19 protein-coding genes and 2 pseudogenes are annotated in these 23,472 nt (G+C 73.3%); 14 read left to right on the top strand and 7 right to left on the bottom strand.

Going from position 1 to position 23,472, the window contains the following annotated elements; all coding sequences use genetic code 11:
- Nucleotides 1–6 precede the first annotated feature (6 nt).
- Nucleotides 7–270, top strand: a complete 264-nt coding sequence (locus tag Sfr03f_RS11735) for a hypothetical protein (protein ID WP_108953782.1) — start codon at nt 7–9, stop codon at nt 268–270.
- Between the two features lie 78 nt (nt 271–348).
- Here the strand turns inward: Sfr03f_RS11735 and Sfr03f_RS11730 are convergent, their stop codons facing one another.
- The 3 genes and pseudogenes from Sfr03f_RS11730 to Sfr03f_RS11720 all read right to left on the bottom strand — a co-directional run bounded on the left by Sfr03f_RS11730 (nt 349) and on the right by Sfr03f_RS11720 (nt 2,948).
- Nucleotides 349–1,407: a S1C family serine protease gene (locus Sfr03f_RS11730; RefSeq protein WP_108953781.1), complete on the bottom strand. Its 1,059-nt coding sequence runs from the start codon at nt 1,405–1,407 to the stop codon at nt 349–351.
- 70 nt (nt 1,408–1,477) lie between these two features.
- On the bottom strand, nt 1,478–2,191 hold the full coding sequence (locus tag Sfr03f_RS11725) for a class I SAM-dependent methyltransferase (RefSeq protein WP_108954076.1): 714 nt from the start codon (nt 2,189–2,191) through the stop codon (nt 1,478–1,480).
- Between the two features lie 125 nt (nt 2,192–2,316).
- Nucleotides 2,317–2,948: pseudogene (locus tag Sfr03f_RS11720) on the bottom strand (DUF3043 domain-containing protein).
- Between the two features lie 218 nt (nt 2,949–3,166).
- Here Sfr03f_RS11720 and Sfr03f_RS11715 point away from each other — a divergent pair.
- The 9 genes from Sfr03f_RS11715 (at nt 3,167) to Sfr03f_RS11670 (ending at nt 14,952) form a co-directional block, all read left to right on the top strand.
- Nucleotides 3,167–3,955 carry a PspA/IM30 family protein gene (locus tag Sfr03f_RS11715; protein WP_108953780.1) on the top strand — a complete coding sequence of 263 codons (789 nt, stop codon included), beginning with the start codon at nt 3,167–3,169 and terminating at the stop codon, nt 3,953–3,955.
- A 27-nt stretch (nt 3,956–3,982) separates the two neighbouring features.
- Nucleotides 3,983–4,261 carry a PspA-associated protein PspAA gene (gene pspAA, locus Sfr03f_RS11710; protein WP_108953779.1) on the top strand — a complete coding sequence of 93 codons (279 nt, stop codon included), beginning with the start codon at nt 3,983–3,985 and terminating at the stop codon, nt 4,259–4,261.
- 112 nt (nt 4,262–4,373) lie between these two features.
- A complete protein-coding gene (gene cobS, locus Sfr03f_RS11700) occupies nt 4,374–5,186 on the top strand; it encodes an adenosylcobinamide-GDP ribazoletransferase (RefSeq protein ID WP_108953778.1) in 813 nt (270 codons plus the stop codon).
- A 128-nt stretch (nt 5,187–5,314) separates the two neighbouring features.
- Nucleotides 5,315–6,865, top strand: a complete 1,551-nt coding sequence (locus Sfr03f_RS11695; RefSeq protein WP_108953777.1) for a leucyl aminopeptidase — start codon at nt 5,315–5,317, stop codon at nt 6,863–6,865.
- A gap of 276 nt (nt 6,866–7,141) precedes the next feature.
- A complete protein-coding gene (gene lpdA / locus Sfr03f_RS11690; protein WP_170145065.1) occupies nt 7,142–8,530 on the top strand; it encodes a dihydrolipoyl dehydrogenase in 1,389 nt (462 codons plus the stop codon).
- 57 nt (nt 8,531–8,587) lie between these two features.
- Nucleotides 8,588–10,390 carry a 2-oxoglutarate dehydrogenase, E2 component, dihydrolipoamide succinyltransferase gene (sucB, locus tag Sfr03f_RS11685; protein WP_108953776.1) on the top strand — a complete coding sequence of 601 codons (1,803 nt, stop codon included), beginning with the start codon at nt 8,588–8,590 and terminating at the stop codon, nt 10,388–10,390.
- A gap of 277 nt (nt 10,391–10,667) precedes the next feature.
- Nucleotides 10,668–11,303 carry a GntR family transcriptional regulator gene (locus Sfr03f_RS11680; protein ID WP_108953775.1) on the top strand — a complete coding sequence of 212 codons (636 nt, stop codon included), beginning with the start codon at nt 10,668–10,670 and terminating at the stop codon, nt 11,301–11,303.
- Nucleotides 11,304–11,589: 286 nt separating this feature from the next.
- Nucleotides 11,590–14,301 (top strand): pyruvate dehydrogenase (acetyl-transferring), homodimeric type, encoded by a 2,712-nt coding sequence (gene aceE / locus Sfr03f_RS11675; protein WP_108953774.1) that lies wholly within the window; start codon nt 11,590–11,592, stop codon nt 14,299–14,301.
- A 120-nt stretch (nt 14,302–14,421) separates the two neighbouring features.
- A complete protein-coding gene (locus Sfr03f_RS11670) occupies nt 14,422–14,952 on the top strand; it encodes a DUF4240 domain-containing protein (RefSeq protein WP_108953773.1) in 531 nt (176 codons plus the stop codon).
- A gap of 203 nt (nt 14,953–15,155) precedes the next feature.
- Here Sfr03f_RS11670 and Sfr03f_RS11665 read toward each other — a convergent pair whose 3' ends face one another.
- Nucleotides 15,156–16,067 carry a peptidoglycan recognition protein family protein gene (locus Sfr03f_RS11665; protein ID WP_108953772.1) on the bottom strand — a complete coding sequence of 304 codons (912 nt, stop codon included), beginning with the start codon at nt 16,065–16,067 and terminating at the stop codon, nt 15,156–15,158.
- A 292-nt stretch (nt 16,068–16,359) separates the two neighbouring features.
- Here Sfr03f_RS11665 and Sfr03f_RS11660 point away from each other — a divergent pair, with 292 nt between their 5' ends.
- Nucleotides 16,360–16,665: a hypothetical protein gene (locus Sfr03f_RS11660; protein ID WP_108953771.1), complete on the top strand. Its 306-nt coding sequence runs from the start codon at nt 16,360–16,362 to the stop codon at nt 16,663–16,665.
- A 135-nt stretch (nt 16,666–16,800) separates the two neighbouring features.
- On the opposite strand, the gene Sfr03f_RS11655 is transcribed toward Sfr03f_RS11660, so the two are convergent.
- On the bottom strand, nt 16,801–17,301 hold the full coding sequence (locus Sfr03f_RS11655) for a GNAT family N-acetyltransferase (protein ID WP_108953770.1): 501 nt from the start codon (nt 17,299–17,301) through the stop codon (nt 16,801–16,803).
- Between the two features lie 92 nt (nt 17,302–17,393).
- Between Sfr03f_RS11655 and Sfr03f_RS11650 the strand changes: the two genes are divergently transcribed.
- Together Sfr03f_RS11650 and Sfr03f_RS11645 are read left to right on the top strand one after the other, a co-directional pair.
- The gene (locus Sfr03f_RS11650) at nt 17,394–18,332 is read left to right on the top strand and encodes a TIGR01777 family oxidoreductase (protein WP_108953769.1); all 939 of its coding nucleotides are present in this window, start codon (nt 17,394–17,396) and stop codon (nt 18,330–18,332) included.
- Between the two features lie 224 nt (nt 18,333–18,556).
- On the top strand, nt 18,557–20,140 hold the full coding sequence (locus tag Sfr03f_RS11645) for an FAD-dependent oxidoreductase (protein ID WP_108953768.1): 1,584 nt from the start codon (nt 18,557–18,559) through the stop codon (nt 20,138–20,140).
- A 223-nt stretch (nt 20,141–20,363) separates the two neighbouring features.
- Here Sfr03f_RS11645 and Sfr03f_RS11640 read toward each other — a convergent pair.
- A pseudogene (locus Sfr03f_RS11640) lies at nt 20,364–20,990 on the bottom strand (polysaccharide deacetylase family protein); the annotation flags it as partial.
- A gap of 246 nt (nt 20,991–21,236) precedes the next feature.
- Nucleotides 21,237–22,265 (bottom strand): glycoside hydrolase family 11 protein, encoded by a 1,029-nt coding sequence (locus tag Sfr03f_RS11635; protein WP_108953766.1) that lies wholly within the window; start codon nt 22,263–22,265, stop codon nt 21,237–21,239.
- A 477-nt stretch (nt 22,266–22,742) separates the two neighbouring features.
- Here Sfr03f_RS11635 and Sfr03f_RS11630 point away from each other — a divergent pair, with 477 nt between their 5' ends.
- A complete protein-coding gene (locus tag Sfr03f_RS11630; RefSeq protein ID WP_108953765.1) occupies nt 22,743–23,435 on the top strand; it encodes a Type 1 glutamine amidotransferase-like domain-containing protein in 693 nt (230 codons plus the stop codon).
- Nucleotides 23,436–23,472: the final 37 nt, after the last annotated feature.

Raw genomic sequence — 23,472 nt, 5'->3', positions numbered from 1 at the left:
GCGCACGTGGTGGCATGGATTTGGCGGTTCGAGAAGGCCGACGGCACCGAGGTCGACCCCGCGGTGGAGCCGGAGGAGTTCACCACCCAGGGCGACGCGGAGTCCTGGCTGGGCGAGCACTGGCGGGACCTGCTGGAGGGCGGCGCCGAGCAGGTGCGGCTCTTCGAGGACGAGGCGGAGATCTACGGCCCGATGAGCCTGCGCGCCGAGGAGGCCGGGGACGCGGCGGACGGCGGGAACGCCGCGAGCACGGAGAACGCGGGCGCCTGACGGCCCGGCAGGACGGCCGGGGGCGGCCACGGCCGCTCCCGCCGCTCCCCCTCCCCCTGCCTCTCTCCCTCCGGAGCGTCAGTGCTCCCCCAGCGTCACCCGCGCCGTGCGGTCGTCGCCGTCCCGCCGGTAGGCGACGGTCACCTCGTCGCCCGGCTGCATGGTGGCCAGCGTCTCGGTGAGCGAGGTGATGGTGGTGATCTGACGGCTGCCCAGCCGGGTGATGACGTCCCCGGCCCGCAGCCCGGCATCGGCCGCGGCCCCGTCGCGGGTCACCTCGACGATGGCGACGCCGGTGGCCCGGTTGTTCCCGTCGACCACGGTGCGGCCGACGATGCCGAGCGCGGCCCGCCCCGTGTGGGTGACCCGCCCCTGCTCGATGATCTGGTCGGCCACCGTGCGCACCATGGACGCCGGGATGGCGAAGCCGATGCCGGCCGCCGCGTCGCCGCCGAGGCTCGGGTCGGAGGCGGCGAGGGTGGGGATGCCGATGACCTCCCCGTCCAGGTCGACCAGCGCTCCCCCGCTGTTGCCGGGGTTGATCGCGGCGGAGGTCTGGATCATGTTGGGGATGGTCGCGCCGGTGCCGCCGCCGTCCGGGGTCTCGCTGACGGTCCGTCCGGTGGCGGAGACGATCCCCTGGGTCACGCTGGAGGACAGGCCCAGCGGCGAGCCCATCGCCAGCACGATCTGCCCGACCTGCACCTCGGAGGAGTCGCCGAACTTCGCGGGACGCAGCCCCTCGGGCATCCGTTCCAGCTTGATCACCGCGAGGTCCTGCTCGGGGAAGGACGACACCAGCCGCGCGGTCAGCGGCGCGCCGGCCTGGGCGGTGGTCACCCGGAACCGCTGTTCGTCCCCGACGACGTGCGCGTTGGTGACGATGTGCCCCTGGTCGTCGTAGACGATGCCGGAGCCGAGGTCGCCGGCGGCCTGCACCTGGACGACGGAGGGCAGGACGTCGCGGACGACCCGGATGTAGCCCTTCTCCAGGTCCCCCGGCGCGTGCGGGGCGCGCGCCTGCTGGCCGCGGCCCGGTGCGGTGTGCGGGACGGCCGCCTGGCAGGCGGGCAGGACGGCGAGGGCGAGCAGGCAGGCGAGTGCGGTCCCGGCGCGGCGCGTGGGGGATGCGTCCATGCCGACGAGTCTCGTCGCCCCGGCCGGCCGCGGCCCGTCCTGTACCCCCGAACGGGCCCGCTGCCGGGGTTCAGGCCGCCGGGAGACCCCGGGAGCCGCAGAGGTGGAGCAGGGCGGCGACCTGGCGGTAGGGGTCGGTGCGGCCGGCGCGCTCCTCGGCGGCGAGGAGGTCCTCGAGGTCGGGGGGCACGGTGGTGCCGTCGGGCGCGAGGTCGGTGAAGACGCGGACCCCGTACCAGGCCCGCAGTGGCGCGCCGATGCCGGCCAGCGACTCGGTGAGCGCGTCGAGCCGGTCGGCGCGGGCGTTCACGCCGAGCCGGTTGCGGTAGTCCACGCTGTCGAAGGCGGCGACCGCGCCGGCCCAGTCCCCGGCCAGGCCCGGCCGCATGGCGAGGGCGTCGCCGTTGCGCACCAGCAGTGACAGCAGTCCGCCGGGGGCCAGCATCCGGCCCAGGCCCGCGAGCAGCGCGTCCGGGTCCTCGACGTACATCAGCACGCCGTGGCAGAGCACGATGTCGAAGGCGCCCGGCAGGAAGTGGACGCCGGTCTCCTGACCGTCGCCCTCCACCAGCCGGACACGTTCGCGGATCCCGGCGGGTTCGTCCTCCAGGGCCCGGCGCGCGGCCTCGATCATGAGGGGGTCGCGCTCGACGCCGGTGACCTGGTGCCCGGCGCGGGCGAGCCGCAGCGCCTGGGTGCCCTGGCCCATGCCGACGTCCAGCACGCGCAGCCGCTTCCCGACCGGGAAGTGACCGATGATCTGTTCGTCGAGCTGACGCGCCACCAGTTCCTGGCGGACGACGTCACGCAGCCCGCCCAGCTTGCCCAGCCAGGCGCGGGCCGCGTCGGAGTCGAAGGGCGCCGCCTGTCGGGGCACCCGGTCGGAGCCGCGGTCGGAGCCGGTGGTGGTCAGGGCCGCTCCCCGCGCTTGACCTGGGGCTTGGGCAGCCGGAGCCGGCGCATCTGCAGCGAGCGCATCAGCGCGTAGGCGACGGCGCCGCGCCGGTTCTGGTCCGGGAACTTCTCGGCGAGCCGCTTGCGCAGGCGCAGGCCGGTCACCAGCGAGTCCAGGACGATCATCACGATGACCGCCAGCCAGAGCAGCATGCCGATGTACTGGACCTGCTGGTTCCTGATGATCGTCAGGACCAGGATGATCACGGCCATCGGCAGGAAGAACTCGGCCACGCACCAGCGGGAGTCGATGTAGTCCCGGGCGAAACGCCGCACCGGGCCCTTGTCGCGCACCGGCAGGTACCGCTCGTCGCCGGAGGCGAGTGCCTGGCGCTGGCGCTCCATGGCGGACCGGCGCTCCTCGCGCTGCCGCTTCGCCGCCTCCTTGCGGTTGGTCGGCGTGTTGGCGACGCTGCGGCGCTGGGACTGGGCCGCACTCCGCTTGGGAGTCGGCCTGCCCTTCGGGGCCTGCGGGTCACGGGGCTGCTTGGCCTGGCTCACCGGCGACTGCGCGGCGTCCTTGGCCTTCTCGGCGTTGGCACGGCTTCGGAACACAAAACCCAAGGGTACGGGGTGGCGCCAGGCATGGACCACCGCCCCGGTGGGAACGATCCCGCAACGGCCCGCGTCCTGACACCCGGGGGGACGATCTCCTCCCTGGGCCGGACCGGACGTGTCCGTGGTCGTCCTCGCGGAGGACCGGATCGCCCGCCGGACAGTGCGGTAATGGAGAGACAGCCCTTACCGTGGGTTGTGTCGGCAGTAGCTGGAGCTGGAAGTCGTCAGAAGGGGGCGCGCGAAGCCCATGAGCGGTGTCATGAAGCGTATGGGGATGATCTTCCGCGCGAAGGCGAACAAGGCCCTGGACCGGGCCGAGGACCCTCGCGAGACCCTCGACTACTCGTACCAGAAGCAGCTCGAGCTGCTGCAGAAGGTGCGGCGCGGGGTCGCCGACGTGGCGACCTCCCGCAAGCGTCTGGAGCTCCAGCTGAACCAGCTGCGCTCGCAGTCCGGAAAGCTGGAGGAGCAGGGCCGCAAGGCGCTGGCGCTGGGCCGTGAGGACCTGGCCCGCGAGGCGCTGACCCGGCGTGCCGCGCTGCAGCAGCAGGTGACGGACCTGGAGACGCAGCACAGCACCCTGCAGGGCGAGGAGGAGAAGCTCACTCTTGCGGCCCAGCGGCTGCAGGCGAAGGTGGACGCCTTCCGCACCAGGAAGGAGACCATCAAGGCCACCTACACGGCGGCCCAGGCGCAGACCCGGATCGGCGAGGCGTTCAGCGGCATCTCCGAGGAGATGGGCGACGTCGGCCTGGCCATCCAGCGCGCCGAGGACAAGACCGCGCAGCTGCAGGCGCGGGCCGGCGCGATCGACGAGCTGCTCGCCTCGGGCGCGCTCGAGGACCCGTCCGGGCTCGCCAAGGACGACATCCAGGCCGAGCTGGACCGGCTCTCCGGTGGTACGGATGTGGAGCTGGAGCTGCAGCGGATGAAGGCCGAGCTGTCGGGTCCCGCCGAGCAGCAGCAGGCCATCGAGGGCGGCGGCCGGACGCAGGAGCAGCCGCAGGACACCCCTCGGTTCCACAAGGAGCAGTAGCCCCGACCGCTTTCAGGGAGGCCCGGGATGATCGTTCGGATCATGGGTGAGGGTCAGGTCCGGCTGTCCGACAGCCATCTGGCCGAACTCTCCGCGCTGGACGACGAACTGTCGTCGGAGATGGAGCAGGGCGACGGCCCCGGCTTCCGCCGGACGCTGCGGGCCCTGCTGGACAAGGTCCGCGAGCTGGGGGAACCGCTGCCGGACGACTCCCTGGAGCCGTCCGAGCTGATCCTCCCGGCCCCGGACGCCACCCTGGACGAGGTCCGCGCCCTCCTCACCGACGAGGGCCTCATCCCCGGCTGAGACGCGCTCCCCGCCCGGGACCCCGGTTCCCGGCCGGCCCGGTTCGCCGGCCGGGACGCGGTCCCCGCCCCGCCGGGTGACCGCGGGCGCGGGGCCGGTAGCGTCACGCCGCATGTCCGACCCCACCCCCTCACGCCTCGCCGGCCGCCCCGGCGTCCTCGACGGACCGCGGTTCGCCCTGGGCACCCTCACCACGCTGCCGGTGCGGGTGCGCCGCTGGGACCGGACGGCGGCCCGTCACGGCATGCTCTGCGCCCCGCTCGCCGGGCTGGCGGTCGGAGCCGCGGCGGCCCTGGCCGGCGTGGCCGCTCTCGCCGCCGGGTTCGCCCCGCCGCTCGCCGCCGTCGTGGCCGTCGCCGTTCCCGCGGTGCTGACCCGGGCGCTGCACCTGGACGGCCTCGCCGACACCGCCGACGGCCTGGGCAGCGCCAAACCCGCCGACGAGGCGCTGCGCGTCATGAAGCGCTCCGACATCGGCCCGTTCGGGGTGGTCACCCTGCTGCTGGCGCTGGCCGCGCAGGTCGCGGCGCTGGCCGAGGCCTTCGGCCGCTCCCCCGCGCCGGGCGCGCTCGCCGCGCTGCTGTCCGCCGTGACCGCGCGCCTGGCGCTGACCCTGGGCGCCAGGGCGGGGGTGCCCGCGGCCCGGCCGGAGGGGCTGGGCGCGGTGGTCGCCGGGACGGTGCCCCGGGCGGCGGCCGCCGCGGTCGCCGTCGCGGTCACCCTCGCCGCGGCCGCCGCCGGGGCGCTGCTGGACGGCGCGGGCGCGGCGCTGGGCGCCGCGGCGGCGGTGCTGCTGGGGTGTCTGGCGGCCGAGTTGCTGCTGCGGCGCTGTGTACGCCGCTTCGGAGGGGTAACGGGAGACGTGCTGGGCGCGCTGGCGGAGACCGCGGCGACCGTCTCGCTGCTGGTGCTGTGCGTGGGGTGACCGTGCCTGGGCTGACCCGGGCGCGGGCCCGCGCGTAGGCTCCTCCCAGAAGCCCAGGGCCCGGCCGAGCCCATCCTCTCGGCCCTGCGGACGCACACCACTCTCAACGGAAGCGAGACATCACCACCGTGACTGATCTTTCTCTCAGCACCGCCGCCGTCGCCGGCCTGCGCGCCGACGCGATCGTCGTCGGTGTCGCCAAGGGCGCGCAGCCGGACGGCGGCCCTGTCGTGACCGCGGGCGCCGAGGCCGTCGCCGAGGCGTACGACGGTTCGCTGGCCGGCCTGCTGGAGACCCTGGGCGCCTCGGGCGCCGAGGGCGAGGTGACCAAGCTGCCCGCCCCGTCCGGCTTCAAGGCCCCGCTGGTGGTGGCCGTCGGCCTGGGCGCGCAGCCGGAGAAGGACGAGGCCTGGGGCGCCGAGGCGCTGCGCCGGGCCGCCGGTGCGGCCGCCCGTGCGCTGACCGGCGTGGCCAAGGCCGCGTTCGCGCTCCCGCTGGAGGACGCGGAGGCGGCCGGCGCGGTCGCCGAGGGCGTGCTGCTGGGCGCGTACACGTACGACGCCTACAAGGAGTCCGGCAAGGACGCCAAGGGCGGCAAGGGTTCCAAGGCCGCGAAGAAGGGCCCGCTGGGCGAGGCGGTGCTGCTCGGCGGCAAGCCGCGCGACCGCGCCTTCAAGGCGGCCGTGGAGCGCGGCGTCGCGGTGGCCGAGGAGATGAACCACGCCCGCGACCTGATCAACATGCCGCCGAACGACCTGTTCCCCGCCACCTTCGCGGAGATCGCGCAGAAGGCCGCCAAGGAGCACGGCCTCAAGGTGACGGTGCTGGACGAGAAGGCGCTCACCAAGGGCGGCTACGGCGGCCTCCTCGGCGTGGGCGGCGGCTCGTCCCGTCCGCCGCGGCTGGTGAAGCTGTCGTACACCTCGTCGAAGGCGAAGACGCACCTGGCCTTCGTCGGCAAGGGCATCACCTACGACTCGGGCGGCATCTCCCTGAAGCCGGCCGGTCACAACGAGACCATGAAGTGCGACATGTCCGGCGCCGCCGCGGTCCTCTCCGCGGTGGTGACGGCGGCGCGCCTGGGCATCGAGGCGAACGTGACCGGCTGGCTCTGCCTGGCGGAGAACATGCCGTCCGGTTCCGCCACCCGTCCGGGTGACGTGCTGCGGATGTACAGCGGCAAGACCGTCGAGGTCCTCAACACCGACGCCGAGGGCCGTCTGGTCCTGGCCGACGGCCTGTGGGCCGCCTCGCTGGAGAAGCCGGACGCGATCGTCGACGTGGCGACGCTGACCGGCGCGATGATGGTCGCCCTGGGGTCGCGGACCTTCGGCGTCATGGCCAACGACGACGCCTTCCGCGCCCTGGTGCACGAGGCGGCCGAGGAGAGCGGCGAGGACGCCTGGCAGATGCCGCTGCCGGAGCACCTGCGCGCCGGCATGGACTCGGCCACGGCCGACATCGCCAACATGGGCGAGCGGATGGGCGGCGGCCTGGTGGCCGGTCTGTTCCTGCGCGAGTTCGTGGGCGAGGACATCGCCTGGGCGCACCTGGACATCGCCGGCCCGGCCTTCAACGAGGGCAAGCCGTTCGGCTACACGCCGAAGGGCGGCACCGGCAGCGCCGTGCGCACGCTGGTCCGTCTGGCCGAGCGGGCCGCCGCGGGCGACCTGGTCTGACCGGCGCGACCCACCGGGGGTGGGGAGGGGTTCCGCGGCGCGGGACCCCTCCCCACCCCCTTGGGCGTCCGGTGGCGGGGTATGCGGAACCCGCCTCGCCGGGGACTGTGCCGCGTCTCACAACACGGCCCCGCGTCCGGTTGGGCTCCGACAAGTGCAAAGATGGACCCTTGGCAGGACAGGGCCCCACCCGGGCCGAAGCACTTAGAGCGGCCGTGACCAGCCGCCGACCGGTCGGACGAGACCGGCGTGGCGCACATGCATGGAGGACGTGACGTGGCGAACGACGCCAGCACCGTTTTCGACCTAGTGATCCTCGGCGGCGGTAGCGGCGGGTACGCCGCGGCGCTGCGCGGGGCTCAGCTGGGCCTTGACGTCGCCCTGATCGAGAAGGACAAGGTCGGCGGCACCTGCCTGCACAAGGGTTGCATCCCGACCAAGGCTCTCCTGCACGCCGGCGAGATCGCCGACCAGGCGCGTGAGAGCGAGCAGTTCGGTGTCAAGGCGACCTTCGAGGGCATCGACGTCCCGGCCGTCATGAAGTACAAGGACGAGGTCATCTCGGGCCTGTACAAGGGTCTGCAGGGCCTGGTCGCCTCCCGCAAGGTGACCTACATCGAGGGCGAGGGCCGTCTCTCCTCCCCGACCTCGGTCGACGTGAACGGGCAGCGGATCCAGGGCCGCCACGTCCTGCTGGCGACCGGCTCCGTGCCGAAGTCGCTGCCGGGCCTGGAGATCGACGGCAACCGGATCATCTCCTCGGACCACGCGCTGGTCCTGGACCGCGTCCCGCAGTCCGCGATCATCCTGGGCGGCGGCGTCATCGGCGTCGAGTTCGCCTCGGCCTGGAAGTCGTTCGGCTCCGAGGTCACGATCATCGAGGGCATGAAGCACCTCGTGCCGGTCGAGGACGAGAACAGCTCCAAGCTGCTCGAGCGCGCCTTCCGCAAGCGCGGCATCAAGTTCAACCTGGGCACCTTCTTCCAGAAGGCGGAGTACACCCAGAACGGCGTCAAGGTCACCCTGGCGGACGGCAAGGAGTTCGAGGCCGAGGTCCTCCTCGTCGCCGTCGGCCGTGGCCCGGTCTCGCAGGGCCTGGGCTACGAGGAGCAGGGCGTCGCGATGGACCGCGGCTACGTCCTGGTCGACGAGTACATGCGCACCAACGTCCCGACCATCTCCGCGGTCGGCGACCTGGTGCCCACCCTCCAGCTCGCGCACGTCGGCTTCGCCGAGGGCATCCTGGTGGCCGAGCGTCTGGCCGGCCTCAAGGCCGTCCCGATCGACTACGACGGTGTGCCGCGCGTCACGTACTGCCACCCGGAGGTCGCCTCCGTCGGCATCACCGAGGCCAAGGCCAAGGAGATCTACGGCGCGGACAAGGTCGTCACCCTCAAGTACAACCTGGCGGGCAACGGCAGGAGCAAGATCCTCAAGACCGCGGGCGAGATCAAGCTCGTCCAGGTGAAGGACGGCGCCGTGGTCGGCGTCCACATGGTGGGCGACCGCATGGGCGAGCAGGTCGGCGAGGCCCAGCTGATCTACAACTGGGAGGCGCTGCCGGCCGAGGTCGCGCAGCTCATCCACGCGCACCCGACGCAGAACGAGGCGCTGGGCGAGGCCCACCTCGCGCTGGCCGGCAAGCCGCTGCACGCTCACGACTGATCACCGCCGGACGACCGCGAACAGACTTCCGTACTTTCGTTAGGAGCAACCGAAACCATGGCGGTTTCCGTAACCCTTCCGGCGCTCGGCGAGAGCGTCACCGAGGGCACCGTCACCCGTTGGCTGAAGGCCGAGGGTGAGCGGGTCGAGGCCGACGAGCCGCTGCTCGAGGTCTCGACCGACAAGGTCGACACCGAGATCCCCTCGCCCGCGTCCGGCGTCCTGTCCTCCATCAAGGTGGCCGAGGACGAGACCGTCGAGGTGGGCGCCGAGCTGGCCCTGATCGACGACGGCTCCGGCGCCCCGGCCGAGCAGGCCGCCCCGGCCCAGGAGGCCGCGCCGGCCGCCGAGCCGGTCCAGGCCCCGGAGACCACCCCCTCCCCGGACCAGGCCGAGCCGGCCCCCGCCCCGACCGCCGAGGCGGCGGCCGGCGGCGGCTCCGCCGAGGGCACCGACGTGGTGCTCCCGGCGCTCGGCGAGTCCGTCACCGAGGGCACCGTCACCCGCTGGCTGAAGCAGGTCGGCGAGTCCGTCGAGGCCGACGAGCCGCTGCTCGAGGTCTCCACCGACAAGGTCGACACCGAGATCCCGGCGCCCGCCTCCGGCACGCTGCTCGAGATCGTGGTGAACGAGGACGAGACGGCCGAGGTCGGCGCCAAGCTGGCCGTCATCGGCACCCCGGGCTCGGCCCCGGCCGCCGCCGCTCCCGAGGCCCCGGCCGCCCCGGCCCCGGCTCCGGAGCCCACCCCGGCTCCCGCCCCGGCCCCGGCCCCGGAGCCCACCCCGGCTCCCGCGGCCGCCGCCCCCGCGCCGGCCCCGGCCGCTCAGGCTCCGGCCCCGGCCGCCCCGGCTCAGGCTCCGGCCCCGGCTCCGGCCGCTCCGGCCCCCGCCGCGCAGGCCCCGGCCGCGCCCTCCGGCACCGGTGCGAGCGACGCCTACGTGACCCCGCTGGTGCGCAAGCTCGCCTCCGAGAACGGCGTCGACCTGGGCTCCGTCAAGGGCACCGGCGTCGGCGGCCGCATCCGCAAGCAGGACGTCCTGGCCGCCGCCGAGGCCGCCAAGGCCGCGGCGCAGGCTCCGGCCGCCGCCGCCCCGGCCGCGCCGGCCGCCAAGAAGGCCCCGGCCCTCGAGGCGTCCCCGCTGCGCGGTCAGACCGTGAAGATGCCGCGGATCCGCAAGGTCATCGGCGACAACATGGTCAAGGCGCTGCGCGAGCAGGCCCAGCTCTCCTCGGTGGTCGAGGTCGACGTCACCCGCCTGATGCGCCTGCGCAACCAGGCCAAGGACGCCTTCCTGGCCCGTGAGGGCGTCAAGCTCTCCCCGATGCCGTTCTTCGTGAAGGCGGCGGCCCAGGCGCTGAAGGCCCACCCGGTCATCAACGCCCGGATCAACGAGGCCGAGGGCACGATCACCTACTTCGACTCCGAGAACATCGGGATCGCGGTGGACGCCGAGAAGGGCCTGATGACCCCGGTCATCAAGAACGCCGGCGACCTCAACCTGGCCGGCATCGCCAAGGCCACGGCGGAGCTGGCGGGCAAGGTCCGCGCCAACAAGATCACCCCGGACGAGCTGGCCGGCGGCACCTTCTCGATCAGCAACACCGGTTCGCGCGGTGCGCTGTTCGACACGATCATCGTTCCGCCGAACCAGGTCGCCATCCTGGGCATCGGCGCCACGGTGAAGCGTCCGGCCGTCATCGAGACCGAGGACGGTCCGGTCATCGCGGTCCGCGACATGACCTACCTGACGCTCTCCTACGACCACCGTCTGGTGGACGGCGCCGACGCCGCCCGCTACCTGACCGCGGTCAAGGCGATCCTGGAGGCCGGCGAGTTCGAGGTCGAGCTCGGCCTGTGACCACGCCCCGTGCCTGACGGCGCCCCCGCCCGGGATTCCGGGCGGGGGCGCCGTCGCGTGAAGCCCGGGTGAAGCGCACGTCAAAGGCGGGTCAAGGGGGCTCCCGGGCGGCCGGGGGATCCTCGCCACAGCGCCCGTCGCGTGGTGTAAGCCTCGTCTCACCTGCGTCTCAGCGCCCGGATGTGCCTCGGCAGACACGCTCCGCAGCCGTATTGTCTAAGCGTCTCACGCCCCCGGGGGCCCTGGCCGCAGGTCGCCCCTGCCCGAAGGAGCCCCCATGACCGCGCCCGTCATCCACTCGCTGCGCGAACAGATCCGCGAGCACATCGTGGAGGGAATCGTCAGCGGCCGCTGGAAGCCGGGCGAGCGCATCGTGGAGCGGCGGATCGCCACCGAGCTGGAGGTCAGCCAGACCCCGGTCCGCGAGGCCCTGCGGGAGCTGGAGTCGCTGCGGCTGATCGAGTCCGCCCCCAACAAGGGCGTGCGGGTGCGGAGCCTGACGGCCGCCGACCTGGAGGAGAGCTACCCGGTGCGGGCCGGCCTGGAGGCCATCGCGGCCGAACTGGCGGCGGAGCGCCTCGGGGACGACTGCTCGGTCCTGGAGCCGCACGTGGCGGCCCTGCACGAGGCCGACCGGCTGGCCGACGCGGCGGGCCAGGTGCGGCACACGGTGGCCTTCCACCGCGAGATGGTGCGGGCGGCCGGCAACTCGGTCCTGCTGCACACCTGGGAGGGGCTGGGCATCGAGGTGTTCACGGCCCTGTCGATCCGCTGGCTGGGGACCGTGCAGCAGTCCTTCGCGGAGGAGCACGAGGAGCTGGTGGCCGCCTTCCGCCGCCGCGACCCCCGGATCGCCGACCTCGTGAAGGCCCACGTCCTGGGCTGCGCACCCCGCCCGGACGCCGCCGCCTGAGCACCCCACTCCCCATTCGAGCGGTTCTCCACCCCTTCTGACCTGCGATTCCACGGCACCGGGTGTCGTGGACCCTGCCAATGTCGTGGCACTGCGTGCCGACTTTCGCCGGTTCGGCAAGTTTTACCGCTCATCCCTTTGATCGATCATCGATCAGGGGGTTACAGTCGCCGCGGGCCTCTTACCCGAGGTTCCACCCTGCCCTGTCCTGCCAAAGACCCAAGGGCACCCCGCATCCGCGCGCACCCGCGCGCACCGCACCCCTTCGACTGAGGAAGGCGGCGACATGACCGACCCCCACGCCATCGCCCCTAGCGCGCTGGACCAGCTCCCGGACCGTGACCGCGAGGAGACCGCCGAGTGGCAGGCCTCCCTGGACGCGGTCGCCGAGGCGGCCGGCCCGCACCGTGCCGCGTACCTGATGCGCCGCACCCTGGAGCGCGCAGAGGGGGCCGGGGTCTCGCTGCCCAAGCTCCTCGAGACCGACTACATCAACACCATCCCGACCGCCGCGGAGCCCGAGGTTCCCGGCGACCCGGAGATGGAGGCCCGGATCACGGCCTGGAACCGCTGGAACGCGGCCGCCATGGTGACCCGCGGCAGCAAGTACGGCGTCGGCGGCCACATCGCCACCTTCGCCTCCGCGGCCTGGCTCTACGAGACCGGCTTCAACCACTTCTTCAAGGGCAAGGAGTCCCCCGAGGCTCCCGGCTCCGGCGACCAGATCTACGTACAGGGCCACGCCTCCCCCGGCGTCTACGCCCGTGCGTTCCTGGACGGCCGCCTCACCGAGGCGCACCTGGACAACTTCCGGCGTGAGTCCGGCGGCGAGGGCCTGCCCTCCTACCCGCACCCGCGCCGTCTGCCCTGGCTGTGGGAGTTCCCCACCGTCTCCATGGGCCTGGGCCCGCTCTCCGCGATCTACCAGGCGCGGTTCAACCGCTACCTGACCAACCGCGGGATCAAGGACGTCTCCGCCTCGCACGTGTGGGCGTTCCTCGGCGACGGCGAGATGGACGAGCCGGAGTCGACGGCGGCACTCGCGCTGGCGGCCCGCGAGGGTCTGGACAACCTGACCTTCGTCATCAACTGCAACCTGCAGCGCCTCGACGGCCCGGTCCGCGCCAACTTCAAGATCGTGCAGGAGCTGGAGGCCCAGTTCCGCGGCGCCGGCTGGAACGTCGTGAAGTCGCTGTGGGGCTCCGCCTGGGACGAGCTGCTCCAGCTCGACACCACGGGCGCGCTGGTCCGCCGGCTGCGCGAGGTGCCGGACGCCCAGGTGCAGACGTACCAGACCCGGGACGCCGCCTACATCCGCGAGGACTTCTTCGGCAAGGACCCGGCGCTCGCCGAGATGGCGAAGCTGCTGAGCGACGACAAGATCCTCGACGTCTTCCACTTCTCCCGCGGCGGCCACGAGCCCCGCAAGGTGTACGCCGCCTACAAGGCCGCCGTGGAGTTCAAGGGCGCCCCGACGGTGATCCTGGCCCAGACGGTCAAGGGCCACACGCTCGGCGAGGGCTTCGCGTCCAAGAACGCCAACCACCAGATGAAGAAGCTCTCCACCGACGAGTTCAAGGCGATGCGCGACCGCCTCGAGCTGCCGATCAAGGACAGCGACTTCGTCGACGGCGTCGTCCCCTACGGCCACCCGGGCGCCGACTCCGCCGAGGTGCGCTACCTGCAGGAGCGCCGCGCGGCGCTCGGCGGTCCGGCTCCGGCCCGCCGCGTCCACCCGCTGGCCCCGCTGCCGGCCCCGGCGGAGAAGGCGTTCACCTCCTTCGACAAGGGTTCCGGCTCGCAGAACGTCGCCACCACGATGGCGTTCGTCCGCCTGGTCAAGGACCTGGTCCGCGACAAGGAGACCGGCCGGCGCTGGGTGCCGATCGTCCCCGACGAGGCGCGCACCTTCGGCATGGAGTCGCTCTTCCCGTCGCTCGGCATCTACTCCCCCAAGGGGCAGACGTACGAGCCGGTCGACCGCGACCAGCTGATGTACTACAAGGAGGCCAAGAACGGCCAGATCCTCAACGAGGGGATCACCGAGGCCGGTTCGATGGCCGACTTCATCGCCGCCGCGACCGCGTACTCCACGCACGGCGAGGCGATGATCCCGTTCTACATCTTCTACTCGATGTTCGGCTGGCAGCGCACGGCCGACCAGATGTGGCAGCTCGGCGACCAGCTCGGCCGCGGCTTCCTCGTCGGCGCCACCGCCGGCCGCACCACCCTGACCGGTGAGGGCCTGCAGCACGCCGACGGCCACTCCCCGGTCATCGCGGCCACCAACCCGGCCGCCCTGACGTACGACCCCGCCTTCGCCTACGAGGTCGCGGTCATCGTCAAGGAGGGCCTGCGCCGGATGTACGGCGAGGCCGCGCCGGGTGAGGACAGGGACGTCTTCTACTACCTGACGGTCTACAACGAGCCGCTGCCGCAGCCGGCCAAGCCGGCCGTCGGCGGGATCGACGAGGGCATCGTCAAGGGCCTGTACCGCTTCAACACGGCGGAGTCCGCCGGCCTCTCCCCGGCGGCCAACGCCCCGCGCATCCAGCTGCTGGGCTCCGGCACGGCGATCCACTGGGCGCTCAAGGCCCAGCGGATGCTCTCCGAGGACTGGGGCGTGGCCGCCGACGTGTGGTCCGCGACCTCCTGGACGGAGCTGCGCCGCGACGCGCTGGAGGCCGACGAGGCCCTGCTGCGCGGCGAGGAGCGGGTGCCGTATCTCCGCCAGGCGCTGGCCGGCGCCCAGGGCCCGGTGCTCGCCGTGTCCGACTACATGCGCCAGGTCCCGGACCAGATCGCGCAGTGGGTGGAGCAGGACTGGTCCTCGCTGGGCGCGGACGGCTTCGGCCTCTCCGACACCCGTGACGCGGCCCGCCGCCACTTCGGCGTCGACGCCGAGTCGATCGTGGTCGCCGCGCTGGCCCAGCTCGCCCGCCGCGGCGAGGTCAAGGCCACGGCCGTCAAGGAGGCCCGCGAGCGGTACGGCCTGTAAAGGTCCGGTGCCGGTCAGGGGTTGACCGAGTGACGACGGAGGGGGACGGCGGGATTCCGCCGTCCCCCTCCGTCGTGCCCGGGTGCGACCGGCGGTTCCAGGGACGATGCTGGTTCCGTGATGGACGAAGCGGAGTTCTGGCAACTGGTGGACGGCGCCCGCGAGGAGGCCGAGGGCGATCCGGAGGAGCAGGCCGACCTCCTGGTGGAGCGGCTCGTGCGGCTCGACCCGGAGGCGGTGCTCGACTTCGCCCGCCACTTCGAGTCGCGCTACGACCGGGCCTACCGTCAGGACCTGTGGGGCGCCGCCTCGATCCTGCTGGACGGCGCCGACGACGACGCCTTCGACCGGTTCCGCTGCTGGCTCATCGGCCAGGGCCGTGAGGTGTTCGAGGGCGCGCTGCACGACCCGGACGCCCTCGCCGACCTCCTCGACGACTTCGACGAGGAGGTCGACGGCGACGGCGAGGAGCTGGGTTACGCGGCGGACGAGGCGTACGAGCAGCTGACCGGTCTGGTCACCCCCGACCTCGGCCTGTCCGCCCCGCCCCCGCGGCCCCAGGGCGAGCCGCTCGACCTGGGGGACGACGAGGCCCTTGCGGAGCGGTTCCCGCGCCTGTGGGACCGCTTCGTCGAGGGGGACGAGGGCTGAAGCCGAGGGCCGTCCTCATGCGGGCCGTCCCCGCGGCGTCGTGAGGGCGCTGCCCCGCAGGCGGGCGGCACTCGCGGGCGTCGTGAGGGCGCCGCCCCGCACGCGGGCGGCACTCGCGCCGGCCGCTACCCCGCGGGCCGCCTTCTTGCCCGCCGTGGTCCCGCCCGCCGTGGTCCCGCGGGCCGCCTCGCCGCCCGCCGTCCTCATGACTGCCGCCCCTGGAGCTGCGCGGCGCGCTCCCGGATCAGCGGCAGGTGCGCCTTGAGCGCCGCCCCGGGGCAGGTCGTCCGGTAACCGTCGTCGTGGCCCGCGATCGCCGGCAGTTCCGCCGTCTCGCCCTTGTCGAACCGGCTCTGCCCGTTGCTGGACACCAGCCGCACGTCGCCCCGCGGGTCGATGTCGGACAGCCCCAGCTTCCAGGCCGCGAGCCGCGCGATGGCCTCGGTCATCGCCTCCGGCACCTCGGCGCCCTGGGTGAAGGTGCCGATGGCGGCGACGCCGACCGTGCGGTGGTTGAACCCCTGCGTGTGCGCGCCGGTCACCGCCCGCCCGGAGCCGCCGGCCCGGCCCTCGTAGAGGGTCCCGCAGCGGTCCACCAGGAAGTTGTAGCCGATGTCGTCCCAGTGCCGGCCGGCCGTCTGGTCGGCGCTGATGGCGCGGATGATGCCGGGGGTGTCGGCGCAGTCGTAGCCGTTGGGCGAGTCGGTGTGGTGCACGAAGACGGCGACCACCTTGTCGTCGTACTTCGGCGGCGGCTTGGTCCGCTCCCGCTTCCGGTCCTGTCCGGCCTCCCGGGCGTGCCGCTCGTCGCCCGGTTTCAGCCAGGCCGACCGCGGCACGATCTTCGGCTGGGGCGCCCCGTACCGGGGCCCGCTGGGTGCGGCGGGCCCGCGCGGCATCGCCCGGTCCTCGCCCTGCCCCTGCAGCGCCAGCACGAACAGCAGCACCATCACGGCGATCAGCGGCGGCGCCACCACCTCGGCGCTCGGCCGCCCCCGCCTCCCGCCACGCCCGCCGCGCCGCCTCGGCCCACGGGACCCCTGGCCCTGGCCCAGCCTCCGGACCAGCTCCCGGACACGGGCCACGACCTCGGCGGATATACGGGAGGCGCGCATGCGTCCACTCTCCGCGCCGCCCGGGACCGACGCGATCGGTGAGGGCCGCGCGGGTGAACCGGCCTCGGCGCGGCGGCCGGGGCACGTCTCCGGTGTGGCGGTGCCCGGTGATCCCGGTGGGGGCCCGGTCGACGCGACGGGAGGGCGCGGCCACCGCTGCCCGCCAGCCGGATTCTTATGCTCCGTTTATCTGCCTGGGCCCGGGTATCTGCGGGAGGGACAGCATCGATTCCGACGCGCTCCCCGGTGAAGTGCATCAGGTACTTTGCGCGACAGACAGGATGCACACCCCATGAGCAGTGTGAACCCGGCCGGCGGTCCGACCCACCACGCGGGCGTGGACCCCGCCGCCGCCCGACCCCGCCGACTGTCGACCGAGACGAAGCCGGCGCTGAAGACGACGGAGTTCTTCGCCTATCTCGCCTCCGTCGTGGCGGTCCTGATCGCCTCCCTGGTCGTGGGCTCCGAGGACGGCCACCTCGACTACTTCCGCGCGGATCAGGCATGGCTCTACGTCGTGATCCTGACCGTCGGCTACATGATCAGCCGTGGACTGGCCAAGTCCGGAAGCCGTGAACCCCACGACAACTCCCACTGACACGTCGACGGACGCGTACGCATGGCCCTGCCGCCCCGGCAGGGCCATGCGGCGTTCGGCGCCCGAGCGCCCTCCGCGGGGCCGACGACCTGTGCCCGAAGTCCACGACCCGTTGACGTCGGCAGTGGCGCGGACTCACAGGAAGCGGCCCATCAGGACGTCGTCGACGTACTTGCCGTCGAGCAGCATCTCCTCGGGGAGGATGCCCTCGACCGCGTAACCGAGGGAGGAGTAGAGGGCGCGGGCACGGGCGTTGTGGCCGAGGACGCGCAGGGTGAGGCGACGGGCGCCGCGGCGGCGGGCCAGGTCCTCGGCGGCGCGCATCAGGGCCTTGCCGAGTCCCAGGCCGCGGGCCCGCTCGGCGATGGCCAGGCCCTGGATCTGCTGCACGTGGGCGTTGGCCTCCAGCGGGGTGGAGGGGCTCACCCGGACGTAACCGACGACCTCGCCGTGGAGCTCGCCCACCAGGATGTCGCCGACCGGCTGCCGCTCGCCGAAGAAGGGGCGGCCGGGCGGGGGCGGGGGCGTCACGGCGTGGACGGTGGACCAGGTCTCGCGGTCCAGACGGGACAACGCCTCGTCGTCCTCCGCGCGGGCGGGACGGATCAGGGGACCGCGGTCAGCGCTGGTTGACATGGCCGCATGCTACGGCGGCACCCGCCGCCCCGGGAAAGCGGTTCCCGGCGTGACTACGGCTCAGGGCGCCTCCCGTCCTGCACGATGGCCCCATGGAAGCGAGTGGAGCAGGCGGACAGGGCGGGACGGAACGCGGCCGGACCGTCGCCGTGGCGGGGGCATCGGGCCTGATCGGCGGCGCGCTGGCCAGGTCCCTCGAGGCGGACGGGCACCGGGTGCGGCGTCTGGTGCGGCGGGAGCCGCGGGGCGGGGACGAGATCCGCTGGGACCCGAGCTCCGGCCGGCTGGACCCCGCCGCGCTCGCCGGCTGCGACGCGGTGGTGAACCTGGCGGGCGCGGGCGTCGGCGACCGGCGCTGGACGGAGGCCTACAAGCGGGAGATCCGCGACAGCCGGGTGCGGGGGACGACCGCGCTGGCGGGGGCGATCGCCGCGATGGACACCCCGCCCGAGGTGTTCCTCAACGGCAGCGCGATCGGCTACTACGGCGAGACCGGCGACCGCGCCGTGGACGAGGGCGCCCCGCCCGGACGCGGTTTCCTGCCGGAGCTGACCGTGGAGTGGGAGGCCGCCGCCGAGCCGGCCCGTGCGGCGGGGGTGCGGACGGTGCTGGCCCGCACCGGGCTGGTGGTGGCCCGGCAGGGCGGCGCCTGGGGGCGGCTGTTCCCCCTGTTCAGGGCGGGACTCGGCGGACGGCTCGGCGACGGCCGGCAGTACTGGTCGTTCGTGGCGCTGCGGGACGAGATCGACGCCCTGCGGCACCTGCTCCTCACCCCCGGTCTCGAGGGCCCGTTCAACCTCACGGCCCCCGCCCCGGCGACCAACCGGGAGGTGACCGCCGCGATGGCGAAGGTGCTGCGGCGGCCGGCGGTGTTCGCGGTGCCCGCCCCGGTGCTGCGGACGGTGCTGGGCGGGATGAGCCAGGACGTGCTGGGCAGCGCGCGGGTGGTTCCGGCGCGGCTGCTGGAGTCCGGGTTCTCCTTCTCCTGCCCCGACGTGGAGTCGGCGGTACGGGCGGCGCTGAGGGACTGAGCCCCGGAGCGGGAACCGGGGGCCGGGGCGGGACCGAGGGCCGGTGCGGGACGGGGCGCGCGTACGCGTGCGCGTGCCACCGGCGTGCCACCGTGCCCGGTCCGTGCGCACAGCGCGCTCGAGAACGGCCGGACCTAACCTCGATTGGGACCGAACTCGGGTATTCCGGGAGGAAGTTGGGGGCATCACGTCTCCAGCGGCCGCGCAACCTCGAGGAGGGGCACGTGCTTCAGCCCGTACAGAAGGCGGATGTCGTCGTCGTGGGAGCCGGAGTCGCCGGACTGTCGGCGGCTCTGCGGCTGACCGCGGCAGGCGTCAGCACCGCAGTCCTGGAGGCCGCCCCGTTCGTGGGCGGCAGGATGTCGACGGAGAAGGTCGACGGCTTCCGACTGGACCGGATCGGTCAGTTGTTGTTCACCTCGTATCCCGAACTGTGCACCACCCCCGGTCTGGACGGCCTGGTGCTGCGCCCCTTCGCACCGGGGGTCCTGGTGCACGGCGCGGGCCGCCGTCATCACGCCGGCGGACCCGAGGGAGTCCTGGGGGGCGCGCGGGAGGCGTGCGAGGCGCACGAAGGGGAGCGCGAGGGCGCCGACGGCGGGACGGCGGCCGTGGACCGGGGCCGGTGGAAGGTTCCCGCTGCGGCCTCGGGGCTGGGGGGCGCGCTCGCCACGGTCGCGCCCCCCGCGCCGCCCGTCTTCCCCGCGCAGCCCACCCGGCCCGCGGCTGTGGCGAGGACGCGCGCCGGGGCGGTGGCCGCGATCCGGATGACCGGCCTGCGGGCCCGTCGGCCCCGCCTGGGCCGGCTCCGTCCGCGCCCGGGGTGGCACACGCCCGTCCCGCCCGCCGGGTCCGGGCCGCTCGTCGGCGCGGGTGACCGGGCCCGTCTCGCCTCGGCGCTCGCCGGGATCGCCGCCGCACCCGTGGAACGGCTGCTGGGCCGTGCCGGGATGCCGGCCGCGGAGGCCCTGACGGCGCGCGGCGTCCCCGCGTCCGCCGTGGACGGCTTCCTGCGCCCGCTGCTGGCCGCGCTGCTCTGCGATCCGGAGCTGTCCGGGTCCAGCCGGTGCGCCGACCTGGCCCTGCGCGCCTGGGCGACCGGGCGGCTGTGCGTGCCGGAGGGCGGCGCGGAGGTGCTCCCGGAGCTGCTGGCGCGCGCCCTGCCGCCGGGCACGGTGCACACCGGGGTGCGGGTCACGTCCGTCTCCACCACCTCGGTGACCACGGCCGAGCACGGCGAGTTCGGGTGCCGGGCGGTGCTGCTGGCCACCGACGCGCGGACCGCCGCGGAGCTGCTGCCGGGGCTGCGCGTACCGGACTTCCACCAGGTCACGGTGGTCCACCACACCACCACCCAGGCGCCGGACACCGGTGCCTTCCTGCTCCTGGACGCCGAGCGCGGCGGGCCGGTGGCGCACACGGCGGTGGTCAGCCAGGTCGACCCGACCCGTGCGCCGGCCGGCCGGGCGCTGATCTCCTCCACCCTGCTGGGCACGCCGCCCGAGGACGTGGACGGAGCGGCCCGGGACCATCTGGCGCGACTGTACGGGGTCTCGACGCGGGCCTGGGAGACGCTCGCGGTGCACCGCACGGTGGAGGCGGTGCCCGTCATGCGGCCGTCGAACGGTCTTAGGCGCTCGGTGCGGCTGCTGGCCGGGCTGTACGTCTGCGGCGACCACCGCGACACCGGCACGGTGCAGGGTGCCCTGCACTCCGGTCACCGGGCCTCGGCGGCCATCCTGCGGGACCTGCGCACCGGCACGGGGGTGCGGCGCGGGGAGCCGGTGCCGCGGCCGAGGGCGGCGTAGCGCGGGCCGGTCCTGCGGCGGCCCCGCGCTGCCCCGTACGGGGTGTGGGGCCGCCCCTGTGTGTGCGGGCGCTCCCCTTTGGGGGGTGTGGGATCGCCCCCGTGCGTGGGGGCGCACCCCCGTGGGGGTGTGGGGCGGCCGCCGTGCGGGGGTGGGTGCCGTCGTGCGCTGGCCCTCAGCCCTCGGCCCTGTCCACGTTCCCGGCACCGTCCCCGGCCCTGTCACCGTCCCCGTTCCCGGCCCCGTTCCCAGCCCCGTCCCGGTTCCCGGGGGCGACAGCGCGGCCGGTGTCGGGGCAGATCATGCCGGTGCGCAGCCCCTTCGCCCGCAGCACCTCGCCGATGCGCGGGATCGCCTCGAGCGTGCTGGGCGGCCAGTCGTGCATCAGGACGACCTGGCCGTCGGTGAGCCGGCCGACCGCCTCCACGATGGCGTCGGCGCTCGCGTCGTCCCAGTCCCGCGTGTCGACGTCCCAGCAGATCTCCGTGAGTCCCGCCTTCGCCACCACGGCCGCGAGGGTCTCGTCGGTGTCGCCGTAGGGCGGGCGGAACAGCCGCGGGGTGCCGCCGCCCGCGGCCGCGAGGGCCTCCTGGGTGCGGGTGATCTCGGACTCCATCTCCGCCGGCTCCAGCCCGGTCATGTACGGGTGGCTGTAGCTGTGGTTGGCGACCCACATCCCGGCGGCGACCTGCGCCCGCACCAGGTCGGGACGTTCGGCGGCGTGGTTGCCCTGGTTGAACATGGTGGCCCGCAGCCCGGCCTCCCGCAGCGCGTCCAGCAGCGCGGCGGTCCGGTGCGACGGCCCGTCGTCGAAGGTGAGGGCGACGTAACCGTCGCGGGCGCCGGCCCTTCCGGACGGGTCGGCCTGCGGGGAGGGATGGCGCATGTGCGGGTCTCCTGGTCGGGACTGGTCTGTGGGGGCGTGGCGCCGGGTCAGGCGGTAAGGGCCGCCCGGGTGCGCGAGCACCCGGACGGCCCCTCCACGGTGGCACCTTTCCTCAGGCGGGCCGGGCCCGCCTCCTGGTCGGGCCCGGCGGCTCGGTGATCAGGACCCGGCCGGCGCGCCGCCGGCGCCGGGTCGCTGCTCGGCCGTCGCTCAGCCGCTGCTGCAGCTGACCGTCGGCCAGGTCCAGGTGCCGTTGGTCTGGATGGTCATGCCCCAGTTGTTGCCGCTGCCGTTGGACTTCGCCACCAGTGTCTGGGCGTCGGGGTAGCTCGCCGAGATGTTCCAGGTGGACAGGACCTTCTCCGGCGACGGGACCTTGACCGTGACGGTCCAGGTGCTGGCGCCGCTGACCGACACGTTGAGGTTGTACCGGTCGCTCCACTTGTCGCCGGCCGACAGGGTCGCCACGCAGCTGCCCGGGTTGGTGGGCGGCGGGGTGGTGCCGCCACCGCCGCCACCGCCACCGCTGGAGCCGCCACGGCTCACCGTGATGTTGGAGCTGCCGCTGCTGTAGTAACCCTCGGTGGCCATGATCTCGTAGTTGGCGGAGCCGAACTGCAGGCCGGCGTTCCTCCAGGCGTTGAAGATGGTCGACTTGGTGATGGTGCCGCCGGTGCGCTTGGCCTGACGGACCGCGAAGTACTGGGTGAAGGTCTTGGTGCCCTCGATGGACGGAGCGTTGGTGCGGGTGGCCTTGTACAGGTCGTAGGTGCTGCCGTCGGACTGGACCGAGCCCACCCGGGTGGCGCCGGTGCTGGGGTTGTAGTTGCCCCAGTTCTCGACGATGTACCACTCGACCAGCGGGTTCTGGTACCACCCGTACAGGGCGAGGTAGCAGTTGCCGTTGCAGTTGAACGAGCCCGAGTACGTGACGGAGTCGGTCGCGTTGCCCGGGTTCCAGCCCTTGCCCACGACGATGTTCTTCGCGTTGCTGTTCCAGGTGACGCTGTAGTTGCCACCCGAGTTCAGGGTCATGGACCCGCCGCTGGCCTCCTGCCAGAACGAGTAGAAGTTGCCTTCGTGGGTGCCGGTGCTGTTGGACGTGACGACCGTGGCAGCGTTCGCCGGGGCGAAGCCGGCCACGTAGGCAAAGAAAGCCACGATGAGAATGGCGGCACTGCGGACCGCGTTGGGGACTCTGCGGCGTGTGCGGCCGACGGGGTGAACGCGACTGTTCATCCGTCAATCCTCCTTCAGGGGTGGGGGGATGGCGACTGATGACCAGTGTGGAGAGACGTGGATCCGTGTCAATTGTTTCGGTCGAAGTTTCGAAAACATTCGAGGATGAAGCCCGCCTCAACCACCCCTCCCACAACGGGATTAGACCCCTCCCGGGCGACCTCCTTCTCATCAAGATCGTTGATCTTCGCCCAACCGGACCTCCGAGGCAGCGGCCGCATTCCGAAACTTTCGGTTCGTTTGCGCAACCCCGCCGAGCGCCACGGCGCAGGCCCTTCGCAGACGGCGCGAGCTGCCGGCTCGACGACCACCGTCCGAGCCACGAGAAACGGGCTTCGGTGCGGTTCTCGCGACCCGGCGCCGTCCGGCGACGAACGTGCGGCAGCCTGACGCGGTCACCTCCGGCTCGGCGATGAGTTCCGGGACGATCCCGCGTCTACCCGTCGGAGCCCCGTCGCGCCCGCATCTGGAGGAGACTTGAAACTTCTGCTCACGTCCGCCGGCATCACGAACCCGAGCATCGAGAACGCCCTGGTCGACCTGCTGGGCAAGCCGATCGCCGAGGCCTCCGCCCTCTGCGTCCCCACCGCGGCGTACGCCATGGCCGGCGGCCCCGGCAGTGCGTACCGGTTGATCACGGGGCAGTCCGTCATCACCTTGTGCGAACTGGGCTGGAAGTCGTTGGGGGTGCTCGAGCTCACCGCGCTTCCGAGCATCGACGAGGAACAGTGGGTCCCGCTGGTCCGGGAGACCGACGCCCTGCTGGTGGGAGGCGGCGACGCCCTGTACCTGTGCCACTGGATGCGGCAATCCGGACTGGAACGCCTCCTGCCGTCCCTGCACGGGACGGTCTACGTCGGAGCGAGCGCCGGGAGCATGGTGATGACCCCCGACATCGGGCAGGACTTCGTCGAGTCCTACAGCTGGAAGCCACCCACCGGCGACAACAGCACGCTGGGCGTTGTCGACTTCTCGCTCTTTCCGCATCTCGACCACGAGAACCTGCCGGAGAACACCATGGCCGAGGCCGAGAAATGGGCCGCCGGCCTCCGGGGCCCGGCGTACGCGATCGACGACGACACCGCCGTCAAGGTGACCGGCGGCACCGTCGAGGTCGTCTCCGGCGGCCACTGGAGGCACTTTCGGGACTCGCACGACGGGACCTGCTGACCCGCTCGGCCGCGGGGCGGCACGGCCACCGCGCGGC

This window comes from Streptomyces fragilis (assembly GCF_003112515.1).
Taxonomy (GTDB): Bacteria; Actinomycetota; Actinomycetes; order Streptomycetales; family Streptomycetaceae; genus Streptomyces; species Streptomyces fragilis.
This window is presented reverse-complemented; position numbering and strand designations above follow the sequence as displayed.

Coding starts and splice junctions, on each gene's coding strand:
- Sfr03f_RS11635 (WP_108953766.1), bottom strand. CDS start 22,265: ATGAACAGTCGCGTTCACCCCGTCGGCCGCACACGCCGCAGAGTCCCC.
- Sfr03f_RS11730 (WP_108953781.1), bottom strand. CDS start 1,407: ATGGACGCATCCCCCACGCGCCGCGCCGGGACCGCACTCGCCTGCCTG.
- pspAA (WP_108953779.1), top strand. CDS start 3,983: ATGATCGTTCGGATCATGGGTGAGGGTCAGGTCCGGCTGTCCGACAGC.
- Sfr03f_RS11680 (WP_108953775.1), top strand. CDS start 10,668: ATGACCGCGCCCGTCATCCACTCGCTGCGCGAACAGATCCGCGAGCAC.
- cobS (WP_108953778.1), top strand. CDS start 4,374: ATGTCCGACCCCACCCCCTCACGCCTCGCCGGCCGCCCCGGCGTCCTC.
- Sfr03f_RS11655 (WP_108953770.1), bottom strand. CDS start 17,301: ATGTCAACCAGCGCTGACCGCGGTCCCCTGATCCGTCCCGCCCGCGCG.
- sucB (WP_108953776.1), top strand. CDS start 8,588: ATGGCGGTTTCCGTAACCCTTCCGGCGCTCGGCGAGAGCGTCACCGAG.
- Sfr03f_RS11715 (WP_108953780.1), top strand. CDS start 3,167: ATGAGCGGTGTCATGAAGCGTATGGGGATGATCTTCCGCGCGAAGGCG.
- aceE (WP_108953774.1), top strand. CDS start 11,590: ATGACCGACCCCCACGCCATCGCCCCTAGCGCGCTGGACCAGCTCCCG.
- Sfr03f_RS11670 (WP_108953773.1), top strand. CDS start 14,422: ATGGACGAAGCGGAGTTCTGGCAACTGGTGGACGGCGCCCGCGAGGAG.
- Sfr03f_RS11660 (WP_108953771.1), top strand. CDS start 16,360: ATGAGCAGTGTGAACCCGGCCGGCGGTCCGACCCACCACGCGGGCGTG.
- Sfr03f_RS11665 (WP_108953772.1), bottom strand. CDS start 16,067: ATGCGCGCCTCCCGTATATCCGCCGAGGTCGTGGCCCGTGTCCGGGAG.
- Sfr03f_RS11650 (WP_108953769.1), top strand. CDS start 17,394: ATGGAAGCGAGTGGAGCAGGCGGACAGGGCGGGACGGAACGCGGCCGG.